Origin of the sequence: Rhizobium sp. BK049, from assembly GCF_014193135.1 — a bacterium.
Taxonomy (GTDB): Bacteria; Pseudomonadota; Alphaproteobacteria; order Rhizobiales; family Rhizobiaceae; genus Rhizobium.
Window position 1 is genome coordinate 1 of the sequence record NZ_JACHYV010000053.1, and the last position, 11,541, is coordinate 11,541.

Annotated in this window: 7 protein-coding genes; 4 read left to right on the forward strand and 3 right to left on the reverse strand. The window is 64.6% G+C overall.

The genetic code is table 11. From position 1 onward, the window contains the following. Nucleotides 1-338: 338 nt before the first annotated feature. Entirely contained in the window at nt 339-953 is a 615-nt protein-coding gene (locus tag FHT70_RS29610; protein WP_183706696.1) for a TetR/AcrR family transcriptional regulator, read from the reverse strand. A 111-nt stretch (nt 954-1,064) separates the two neighbouring features. Between FHT70_RS29610 and FHT70_RS29615 the strand changes: the two genes are divergently transcribed. The 3 genes from FHT70_RS29615 (at nt 1,065) to FHT70_RS29625 (ending at nt 5,567) form a co-directional block, all read left to right on the forward strand. Continuing rightward, on the forward strand, nt 1,065-1,751 hold the full coding sequence (locus tag FHT70_RS29615) for a PspA/IM30 family protein (RefSeq protein ID WP_138385147.1): 687 nt from the start codon (nt 1,065-1,067) through the stop codon (nt 1,749-1,751). A 46-nt stretch (nt 1,752-1,797) separates the two neighbouring features. Next, entirely contained in the window at nt 1,798-2,079 is a 282-nt protein-coding gene (locus FHT70_RS29620; RefSeq protein ID WP_085777270.1) for a YiaA/YiaB family inner membrane protein, read from the forward strand. Between the two features lie 92 nt (nt 2,080-2,171). Next, a complete protein-coding gene (locus FHT70_RS29625; protein ID WP_183706697.1) occupies nt 2,172-5,567 on the forward strand; it encodes an acyl-[ACP]--phospholipid O-acyltransferase in 3,396 nt (1,131 codons plus the stop codon). A gap of 120 nt (nt 5,568-5,687) precedes the next feature. On the opposite strand, the gene FHT70_RS29630 is transcribed toward FHT70_RS29625, so the two are convergent. Together FHT70_RS29630 and FHT70_RS29635 are read right to left on the reverse strand one after the other, a co-directional pair. Next, the gene (locus tag FHT70_RS29630) at nt 5,688-5,972 is read right to left on the reverse strand and encodes a GIY-YIG nuclease family protein (RefSeq protein ID WP_183706698.1); all 285 of its coding nucleotides are present in this window, start codon (nt 5,970-5,972) and stop codon (nt 5,688-5,690) included. 157 nt (nt 5,973-6,129) lie between these two features. After that, nucleotides 6,130-7,320: a TCR/Tet family MFS transporter gene (locus FHT70_RS29635; protein ID WP_183706699.1), complete on the reverse strand. Its 1,191-nt coding sequence runs from the start codon at nt 7,318-7,320 to the stop codon at nt 6,130-6,132. A 942-nt stretch (nt 7,321-8,262) separates the two neighbouring features. On the opposite strand from FHT70_RS29635, the gene FHT70_RS29640 reads away from it, so the two are divergent. Beyond that, nucleotides 8,263-11,238: an NAD(P)-dependent oxidoreductase gene (locus tag FHT70_RS29640; protein ID WP_183706700.1), complete on the forward strand. Its 2,976-nt coding sequence runs from the start codon at nt 8,263-8,265 to the stop codon at nt 11,236-11,238. Nucleotides 11,239-11,541: the final 303 nt, after the last annotated feature.

An 11,541-nucleotide genomic window follows, 5' to 3' on the forward strand; every position in this document is an offset into this window, starting at 1 on the left:
AGAAGGTGACGATCCGACAACCAGCTGCCGGGCGGGCGGCCACCCGCCCGGCAGGCATCAATATCCTACATTTTTCTTATCCAAGAAGGTGCCGGCAGGCGGATGAGGGGCGTTTTTCGCGGTGATTTCAGCAGGTTGTCGCCAATACCCGTCGAGATCCTGGGTGGCGGGCGTGGATCCTCGGCTCAAGGCCGAGGATGACGGAGAGTGGGGTGGGGCTGAGGCTGGAACCGCAAGGCGGGTAATCAGATGATACCGCTTCCTCTCGACGTCATTCTACCAAACACGGCTCTTTCGACGTCCGCTCGTCCTCCGACCTCACTCCACCCAACGCGATCTCACATCCCCTGCCGCCGCAGCTCGGCCCCCGCGGCAATCGTCTGCACCAGCTCGTCCACCTCGCGTGCCAGCCGCTCCAGCGGCAGGCCGACGAAGCGGCCTTCGAGGCTGATGCTGACGACGCCGTGGACGGCGCCGAAGAGGGTGCGGGCGCGGATGGCGCGGTCTTCGGGCGGCATGGCGGGCTGCAGTTCGGCGAGCGGTTCGGCGATCACGTCCATCAGGAAGAGGTGTTCGTCGAGGTGCCATTGCGGCGTCGGGCTGGTGGCGGGGGGGAAGTGGTCGAACAGCGCCTTCCAGAGATTGCGGTGTTCCACGGCAAAGGCGAGGTAGCCCTGGGCGAGGTTGCGCAGGCGATCGGTCGGGCTTTTGCCCCTGGCCTCGTCAAGCGTCAGCCTGGCCTCCAGCGCCTTCAGCGTCGCGGAATTCACATGGATGACGAGCTCGGCGAGATCGGTGAAGACGGTGTAGAGGCCGCCGAGCGCGCAGCCGGCATCCTGGGTGATGTCGCGGGCGCGCAGGTTGGCAAGCCCGTCGCGGGCGATGCGCTCGCGCGCCGCCTCGATCAGCCGGGTCTTCAAATCCTCGCGTTTTTCTTCTCGTCTGCCGGCCATCAACCATTTCCCTTCGAAATTTTGAACGACGTTCAAAAATTATCTTGAACGTCGTTCATGATTCTGGCATAACTCGTCTCGTGAACAACGTTCATAAACCGGAGGAAGGAAATGTTCAAATTGATTTCCACATTGCTGCGGGGCAGGGCGTATGATGCCGAGCAGGCCTTTGCCGATCGCCACGCCGTGCCGCTGCTTGCCCAGCAGATCCGCGATGCCGCCCAGTCGATCCAGTCGGCGCGCCGCAGCGTCGCCGTCGCAATCGGCCAGAACGAGCAGGAGAAGGCGCAGCATCAGACGATCCTCGCCCGCATCGCCGATCTCGAGACCCGCGCCACCGCGGCGCTCACCAAGGGCAATGAAGGGCTGGCGCGGGAAGCGGCCGAGGCGATCGCCTTTCTTGAGGCCGAGCGCGATGCGTCGGAACAGGCGCAGAGCCAGTTCACCACTGGTATCGCCAAGCTGAAGGGCATCGTCAGGGATGCCGAGGCGCGGCTGCAGGCGCTGCAGCGCGGTGAGCGGCTGGCCCGCGCAACGCAAGAGGCGCAGAAGCTCGATATCGCAGTCGCCGGCTCCGGGTTGGCCACCCTCGACGAGGCTGAGGAGACGCTCGCCAGGCTGCGCCTGCGCCAGAGCCAGAACGAGCTGACGGCGGCGGCGCTGAAGGAGATGGAAAGCGCCACGCGGCCGGCCGGCATCATCGAAAAGCTTGCCAATGCCGGCTGCGGCGCGCCGCTCACCTCATCGGCCGATGAGGTGCTCGCCCGGCTGAAGAGCCGCATCACGCCGGCCGCCTGACATTGTCATCCCACCATCCACCCCTAGAAATCAAAGGGCTACTGATATGAACGACAGTTTCCAGAAACATTCCGCCAGCTGGGTCAGCTTCTCCTACTTCTCCTTCGGCGCCGCCGCCTTCATGCTGGCGCTCGGCCTTTACATGATGCCGCTCGATCTCTGGGGGAAGGGCTATCTCGCCATGGGCATATTGATGCTGGTGCAGACGACGGTGAATATCACCAAGACGCTGCGCGACAACGCCGAATCCGAGAAGCTGATCCGCAAGGTCGAAGATGCCCGCACCGAAAAGCTGCTGGTCAAATTCAATCGTAGCGATGAAGATTGATCTTCCTTAACCACATCGCAGAGTTGTTATCGCACTCAACTTTTGCGTAACAACTCTGTGGCCTTCTCTGCCAATCGATAGAGGGTCTCGCCGTGCAAACCAATCTGATGACATCGCGGAAATTCGCGCCGCTGTTCTGGACGCAGTTCCTGACCGCCTTCAACGACAATTTCCTCAAGAACACCCTGGTCTTCCTCATCCTCTTCAAGATGTCGGCGAGCGAGGGGGCAGCACTGGTGACGCTTGCCGGCGTCATCCTCATCGTGCCCTTCCTGCTGCTTTCGGCGCTCGGCGGCGAAATCGCCGACAAGCACGACAAGGCCAAGGTGGCCGAACTCCTGAAACGCTGCGAGATCGGCATCGCCGCCCTTGCCGTGGTCGGTCTCGCCTTCTCCTCGATTTTTTTGCTGATGGCCGCACTCTTCGGCTTCGGCGTCGTCTCGGCGCTGTTCGGGCCGATCAAATACGGCATCCTGCCGGATCACCTCGAACGCCGCGATCTGCCGAAGGCCAATGCCTGGATCGAGGGCGGCACCTTCATCGCCATCCTCGGCGGCACGATCATCGCCGCCCTTGCCTTCTCCAGCGGCGACAATGTGCTGCTGTTCGGCTCGATGATGATGGGGTTGTCGGTGCTCTGCTGGCTCTCGGCGCGGATGATCCCGGCGACCGGCTCCAAGGCGCCGGATCTTGAGATCGACCGCAATGTCATCCGCTCCAGCTACACGCTGGTCATGGAAATCCGTGAGGATAAGCGGCTGTGGCGCTCGGCGCTGATGAATTGCTGGTTCTGGCTGGTCGGCGCCTTCACCCTCTCCATCCTGCCGACCATGATGACCGAGCTGCTCGGCGGCTCCGAGCTCGTCGTGCCGGCCTATCTCACCGTCTTCGCCATTGCCGTTGCCGTCGGTTCCGGCATTGCCGCCTGGATGTCGTCGGGCCGCATCGTGCTCTTGCCGGCGCCGGTCGGCACCGCATTGCTCGGCCTCTTCAGCCTCGATCTCGCCTGGAACCTCTGGGGCCTCACCTCGACGTCGCACGCGACGACCATCCTTGCGTTCTTCGCCGGGCAAAATACCATCCGCGTCGCCATCGATCTTGCCGGCATGGCGATCTCGGGCGCCTTCATCGCGGTGCCGACCTTCGCCGGCCTACAGACGTGGGCGCATGAGGATCGCCGCGCCCGCGTCATCGGCGCCGCCAATGTGCTCTCGGCGCTGTTCATCACCGTCGGCCTCGGCCTCGTCGCCGTCATCCAGGCGCTCGGCGCCACCATTCCTCAGATCCTGATCGGCCTCGGCGTGGTCAATTTCCCGGTCGCCTGGCTGATGCTGAAGACGCTGCCGACCAATGCCTTCCGCGATTTCATCTCGATCCTGTTCCGCGCCTTCATGCGCCTCGAGGTCGAGGGGCTGGAGAATATCAAGAAGGCCGGCCCGGCGCCGATCATTGCGCTGAACCACGTCAGCCTGCTCGACGGCGCGCTCGCGCTCGCCATCACCGAGGAGGAGCCGGTCTTTGCCGTCGATTACAAGATCGCCCAGGCCTGGTGGGTGCGCCCCTTCCTGAAAATGTGCAAATTCCTGCCGCTCGACCCGACCAAGCCGATGGCGACGCGCTCGCTGATCAAGGTGGCGCAGGAGGGCAACCCGATCGGCATCTTCCCCGAAGGCCGCCTGACGGTGACCGGCACGCTGATGAAGGTCTATGACGGTGCCGCCATGGTCGCCGACAAGACCGGCTCGATGGTGGTGCCGGTGAAGATCGACGGGCTGGAAAAGACCTATTTCTCCTATCTCGACAACGGCAAGATCCGCCGCCGGCTGTTTCCCAAGGTCAAGGTCACCATTCTCGAGCCGGTGAAGCTGGAAGTGCCGCCGGAGCTGAAAGGCCGCAAGCGCCGCACGGCGGCGGGTGCTGCCCTCTACCAGGTGATGTCGAACCTGTTGTTCCGCACCGCCGACACCTCCTCGACCGTGCTCGAGCGCGTCATCCGCGCCGGCCACGAATTCGGCATGAAAAAGCTGGCCGTCGAAGATCCGGTCACCGGCCGGCTGACCTATGGCAAGCTGCTGACCGGGGCGGCCGTGCTCGGCGCGAAATTCCGCGCCCGCTTCCCGGAACAGAACCTCGGCGTCATGCTGCCGAATGCCAATGGCGCCGCCGCCACCATTCTCGGCGTCATGACGGCGGGCAAGGTGCCGGCCATGCTGAACTTCACCGCGGGTGCTGCCAACATCCTCTCTGCCTGCAAGGCGGCGGAGGTCAAACACGTGCTGACCTCGCGCGCCTTCGTCACCCAGGCCAAGCTCGGCCCAGTGATCGAGGAGCTGGAAAAGCAGCTGACGATCGTCTGGCTCGACGATCTCAGGGCCGAGATCTCATTCAAGGACAAGCTCATCGGCCTTCTCAGGAAGGGCCGGCCGCTCGCCAAACGCCAGGCCGACGATCCGGCCGTCATCCTCTTCACCTCGGGCTCCGAGGGCACGCCGAAGGGTGTGGTGCTGACCCACCGCAACGTGCTGTCGAACGCCGCCCAGGCCGCCGCCCGCATCGATTTCCACAGCGGCGACAAGGTGTTCAACATCCTGCCGGTCTTCCATTCCTTCGGGCTGACGGCCGGCACGGTGCTGCCGCTGATCTCGGGCGTGCCGGTCTATTTCTATCCCTCGCCGCTGCATTACCGCATCGTACCGGAGCTGATCTATGCCTCCAACGCCACGATCATCTTCGGCACCGATACCTTCCTCAACGGTTATGCCAGGACGGCGCACCCTTATGATTTCCGCTCGATCCGCTACATCTTCGCCGGCGCCGAACCGGTGAAAGCGGCAACACGCCAGACCTATATGGAAAAATTCGGCCTGCGCATCCTCGAAGGCTACGGCGTCACCGAGACCGCGCCGGTGATTTCCATCAACACGCCGATGTACAACCGCTCCGGCACGGTCGGCAAAATCCTGCCGGGCATGGAATGGAAGCTCGAGCCGGTGCCCGGCATCGACGAGGGCGGCCGGCTGCACGTGCGCGGCGCCAATGTCATGGCCGGTTACCTCCGTGCCGAAAAGCCCGGCGTCATCGAACCGCTCGCCGATGGCTGGCACGACACCGGCGACATCGTCAGCATCGACGAGGACGGCTTCGTCAAGATCCGCGGCCGCGCCAAGCGCTTCGCCAAGATCGGCGGCGAGATGGTGTCGCTGGCGGCGATCGAGGCGCTCGCCGCCGAACTCTGGTCGGGCGCACTCTCGGTCGTCTCCTCGTTGCCCGACGCCAAGAAGGGCGAGCGCCTGGTGCTGCTCACCGACGCCCCGACCGCCACCCGCGCCGAATTCCTCGCCTTCGCCAAATCGAAAGGCGCGATGGACATGATGGTCCCGGCCGAGGTCACTGTCGGCAAGGTGCCGGTGCTGGGCTCCGGCAAAGTCGATTTCGTCGCCGCCCGCAAGCTGGCGGAGGGGGCGGCTGAGAAGGAAGAGGCGGCGTAGCGCCGGCGCTGGCGGGGGAGGGCTGTTGTGCAGGGCACACCCTCTCCTCCGTCATCCCAGGGCTTCACCGGCTTGACCCTGGGATCCATGCCCAGAGCACCACAGAAGACGCAGCCGCCATCACCACAGCGTAAGATAAAGATCGTCCCACTCGGGATTCATTGCTTCGATCAGATCGATCTTCCATTGCCGGTTCCACCGTTTCAATGACTTCTCGCGCTGGATCGCGGTCCCGATGTCCCAATGCTCCTCATACCAGACGAGGCGGGTGCAGCCATATTTCCAGGCAAAGCCCGGCGTCAGCCCCTCACGATGTTCATAGATGCGGCGCTCCAGATCGGACGTCACGCCGATGTAGAGGGTGCCGTTTTTGTGGTTGGTGACGATGTAAACATATCCGGCCATGTGGCAGAGTGCTTGGTCGTGGATCCCAGGGTCAAGCCCTGGGATGACGGAGGGTGGGGTGGCCTTTGTTGCCAAACGCACCGCCAGCACAGCTTGAAGCCCTGGGATGACGGAGGAGAGGCGGTGCCTGGATGCAAAAGCCCGCCGCCGAAGCGGTTCATCTCGCCACAGCCGCCGGCTTCCTCAGCCCGAGACCCAGAATCAGCGGCACGGCGAGCGCGTAGACGGCGACGACCGAGAGCCAGATGGCGCCCGGCCATTGCTGCCGGACGAGGAAGTAGAGGCTGGAGAAGCCAAGCGGCGCGACGATCGAGGCGAGGCTGACGGCCGAGGCGAGCACGCCCTGGAACTGGCCCTGGCTGTTTTCATCGACCTGCCGGGTCGCCAGCGACTGCAGCGCCGGCACGCCGATGCCGCCGAGCGTGAAGACCGGCATGATGGCGAAGATCATCCAGCTCCGGTCGGCAAAGGCCATGACGGCGAGCGCGATGGAGACGCCGGCGACGCCGGTCAGGATCGCCCCGCGTTCGCCGAGCAGCCGGACCGCCGGTCCCGGCAGGAAGGCTTGGGCCAGCGCCTGGCAGAGGCCGAAGGCGCCGAGCGACAGGCCGATCGCAAGCCCGTTCCAGTGAAAGGCGTCGCTGCCCCAGAGCGCCCAGCAGGTGCCATAGGCCTCGCCGGTGGCGCTGAAGAGGAAGAAGAGGATGATGACGGGCAGCAGGCTCTTGATCTCCAGCACGGCGCTCAGCGGCTTCAGCGGATTGAGCGCGGCAAGGTCGATCCTCTCGCGGCTGCCAGGCCGCGATTCCGGCAGGACGAAGAAGGCGAGCAGCAGGTTGGCGCCGTTGAGTGCGGCCGCCGCGATGAAGGGCAGCCGCAGCCAGTGATCGCCGAGGACGCCGCCGAGGACCGGGCCGATGATGAAGCCGAGGCCGAACATGGCGTTGAACAGGCCGAAGCGGCGGGCGCGTTTCTCCTCCGGCGAGATGTCGGTGATATAGGCGGTGGCCACCGAGACGTTGGCGCTCGTCAGCCCGGCGATCGCCCGGCCGATGAAGAGCAGCAGCAGGTTGGGGGCGAGCGCGAGGAACAGGTAGTTGACGGCTGCGCCGGCAAGCGAAAGCAGCGGCACGGGCCGGCGGCCGAGCCGGTCGCTCATCGCCCCGAGCACCGGCGCGAAAATGAACTGCATCACCGCGTAGAGCGCGGTCATCGCGCCGATAGCGGGGGCGATGTCGCCGCTGTGGGTGACGTCCTGCAGCAGCGACGGCAGGATCGGGAAAATCAGCCCGATGCCGACGGCGTCGAGGACAATGGCGGTGAAGATGACGATGAGGGATCTGGTCATGGGTGCGTTCCACGGTCGACGCAAGCCGGGAGGCTCGCCAGCGCTTCCCTGATTTCGTTCAAATCACGGAATTGCCTCGCGACGCCGAAGGCTCACGATGAGGCCTGATCTCGTCAGGCGTTGGTTTCAGGGAGTGCTGGCCGAACCATGGCTGAAGCGCATGGCCGGCGTGTGCTCGACCGCCTGGACGACCCATTCGTCCACCTGTTTACTCCGCCACTGAGCGGATCAAGGGAGGCAGTCGCTTTTCGCGACGAGCAAGACATACGCCGGATGGTTGCGTGCGGCAAGTCTGTTTTTGTGCGGGGGGTGGTTGCGGCTGCGATGCTTTGTGGCGCCGCGCTCACGGTTCGCTTCTCGCCCTGACGAGGCTTTTGGTCCCCGGCACTACCTCTCCTCCTCCATCCCGGGCACCACCTCTCCTCCGTCATCCCAGGGCTTGACCCTGGGATCCATGCGGCTGGGACGAGGTGGATCGGGGCAAAGAAATAAAGGTCCGCGCGTCCTTGGCTGTGGATCCCAGGGTTAAGCCCTGGGATGACGGAGAGTGTGGTTGGCTTTGTTGCCAGACGCACCGGCGATGCACCTCGCGGCACCACCTCTGCCCCTCCATCCGCAGCACCACTTCTCCTCCGTCCATCCGGCGCCTTCCCTCCCTCCCTTCCACATCCAGCCCGGCACCACCTTTCCTCAATATCCCCCCTGCGCCATCAGGCACCACCTCTCCTCCGTCATCCGCAGCACCACTTCTCCTCCATCATCCCAGTACCACCGATCTCCAGGCAGGAAAGCGCGTCGCGTCTCCCCGCCCATCGCGCTATCATCAGCGATACGCCACCGATGGCGCGTTTCGCCTGTCGTTCGGCGCATATGAGCTTGTCCTGCCCGTGCACTCACTTCACCATGAAGGCAATTTCAGCTCCGGACAGAGACAGGCAGGCAATGACAGATATTGCGCAGATGCAGGAACAGCGATTGATCGCCCTCCGACAGACCGCGTCGGGTGCGCCGAAGCTGCCGTCTAACCCCTTCTTCGGCGTCGGGCCGATCACCGACGCGACGACCGACGAAGTGGACAGCCGCCTGCGGCGCATCGCCTTCGACGCCTGGATCGAGAAGACCTATCGCAAGTTCGACGACCGGGGCAACGATATCGGCGGCTTCACCACGGCCGAGATTTCCCGCAGCATGCATCGCGGCTACCCGGCCGATAAAATCCTGACCGACATGATGCGGGCGATCCATCGCTATTTCGGCTTTCCGAAGGTCAACCGCATGGCGGTCGGGCTCGGCGGCGGCCATAGCGGCTTCACCGTCTGCATCCAGCACCTGATGAATGCCAACGACGCCGGCCAGCGCGTCTATGTCGATACGCCGCGGCCGGAGAGCGATCCTTCCAAGGCCGCCGGCTTCTTCCGCCAGTCCTGGGCCACACAGCTGATCGAGATGCAGCGCTTCGCCGAAAAGGGCTGCGAGAGCCGCATCCATTTCGCCGCCTCCGAAGGCGTGATCCCGACCGCGGCTGAACTTGCCGACCTCGGCGTTTCGATCTTCGTCGGCGTCGGCCACGAGACGACGGGGGCGAACGCCTATACCAGCCGCGAAATCCGCGAACTCTTGAGCTGGCTCGACGGCGATCCGGCCAACCGCCATGCGGTGTTCGATGCCACCTCGATGCTCGGCGCCATGCCGTGGGAGCCGGAACTGGTCAGCGCCGTGATGGCGAAATGCTGCCTGTTCATGCCGTTCCAGAAGGCGATCGGCGGCATTTCGGGTTATTTCGTCGCCTCCTTCACCCCGCATGCCCTGGCGCTGATCGAGAGGAACCAGCAGGATCCCGCCTGGGCGATCCCGCGGCAGCTGAAGATCGCCCCGCCGATCGATCCCCGGCAGCCCTTTTCGGCCAAGCGCTCCGTCGATGCCGGCCCGTTCTACGATGCCGGTGAAGACCGCATGCTCGGCGGCGTCATCAACACCTACAGCGCGCTTGCCTTTGCCGAGACCACTTTCGGCCTGCTGCAGTCTGAGGCCCGGGTCGGCTCCGTCGTCGAGCTCAACCGCCGCTCCGCCGCCAATCGCGCCGTGATCGACGAATGGGTCGGCTCGCATCCGCTGCTGTCGCTTGCAGTCGCCGACGCCGAACGGCGTGGCGCCGCCGTGACGTTGCTGAAGGTCGAGGACGCTGATATCACCGATGCTGGCATCCACGCCCGGATCATCGCCCGGTCGAAGCAGCTGCTGGGTTATGAGGGCATTACCCATCCGAACGGCGAATACGAGCCCGGCCTCGACGCGGCCCGCTACGTCAATGCCTTCCCGGGCACGCCGGGCGATTACCGCGCCTGGGTCGGCGGCATCCGCGAGCCGGACGATGTCGTGGCACTGCTGGAAAATCTGCAATATGCCTATCTCAGAGCCAAGATCGTGGTTCTCGAGGAGGAGCTGGAAAAGCACGGCGTGACCTTCGAGGCGCCGGTCAAAGCCGAAGGCGCCGTTCGCAAGGACGATCCGACCCGCGCTTACACGGTGCTGATCGCCGACCTGGTGGGCCTGCGTTTCGGCGCCGACGGCGAGCCTGATTACAGCGAGGTCAAGGCCTATATCGAGGAGAAGGGTGGCGTCTTCCATCTCGGTCCGCTCAGTGATCGCGCCGGCCTCGAAAAGGGCCGCATCCACTTCTTCTATCAGCCGAACCTCAGCACCGAGGCGGAGATCCTGCCGCAGACCGACAAGGGCCAGTACGACGCGCTGATCGCCGCGGCGACCTTCATTCCCAAGGCCTCGGTCTTCCCGCTCGGCGGCGTGCGCATTGGTGCGGGCACCGGCAATATGGGCTCGGCCTCCTGGGGCGGCGGCAATGGCGAGGGCGGCACTGCCGCCCTGATGAACACGCCGGGGATCAACAGCCGGGCGACCGCCCAGATGGTGATGAAGGCGATCCTGAAGGTCGTTCCCGACCTGCCGGTCGATAGATTGCACCGCATGGTCGCCGACGGCGATTTCGACACCGGCCGTCAGCTGAAGGATTTCCCGACGGCAAAGCTCGAGGGCCGCAAGCTCGCCGTCCTCGGCTACGGCAATATCGGCCGCGAAGTCGCCAAGCTCGCCAAGGCCTTCGGCATGACGGTGGCGATCTATGCCCGCGAGCACCACAAGCGCTGGATCGAGGCTGAGGGTTTCGACTATGCCGCAAGCCCGGTCGAAGCGGCAAGCGGCGCCGACGTGCTCTCCGTCCATATCGGCCTCGGCCGCCTGGATGCATCGACCGGCGTCTATTCCAATGCCGGCACCGTCGATGCGAAAGTGCTCTCCGCCATGAAGGACGGCGCCGTGCTCGTCAATTACGATCGTGGCGAGGTCGTCGATACCGAGGCGCTCGATGCAGCACTGGCATCCGGCAAGATCGCGCATGCGGCAATCGATGCCGACCTGTTCCGGGACGCTGCGACCGGTACGCTCAGCGGCCCGATGCTGCCCTACCTGCCGCTCGAACAGCGCCACAAGGGTAAGCTCGAACTGCTGCCGCATGCGGCCGCCGACACCGACCATCCCTCGCGGGTGACCGGCGCCAAGCAGGCGGTCGACCAGATCTTCGACGTCATCCGCTTCAAGTCGGTCGTCAATCTGAAGGGCGACCTGCCGGAAGGCTACGTCTCTGCCGGCAGCCGCACGCCGGCCGGCATCGGCAAGGTGACGAAGCAGGTGGTCGCCGAGGCCGGCGGCAAGGCCGAGCTTCTGCAAGAGCTGCGCCAGACCTCGGAAAATATCGCCGCCATCACAGGCGCGCTCTCCGCCGTCTCCGACCCGGATCACCGCGCGCGGATCGTCGAACGCTACACCGGCCTCCTGGTCGAAAATGCCGACCGGCAGCGGGCGCTTCTCGACCAGCTCGGCCTCTACGGTCCGGCGGAGGGGTGAGACCTATCGACGGCTCGTCGGGCAACGACGGCTCTTGTCATTGATGTCGTGCCGCGAGGCCCCCTCATCCGACCCTTCGGGCCACCTTCTCCCCGCTGGGGAGAAGAGGGAGAGTGGCGCTTCGCCATCCACCCCATTGGATGAAGTGCCTACAAGCAGGCGGGTTCGTTTGCCAGTGTCGGAGCGACTTGCTTTCCCTTCTCCCCAGCGGGGAGCAACCATGTTTAATTCTTGCGGTGTTGTGGCGTCCATTCGGTCTTGCGAAAGAGGATTGTGTTGGCGAGAACGATGAGTTTTCGGGCG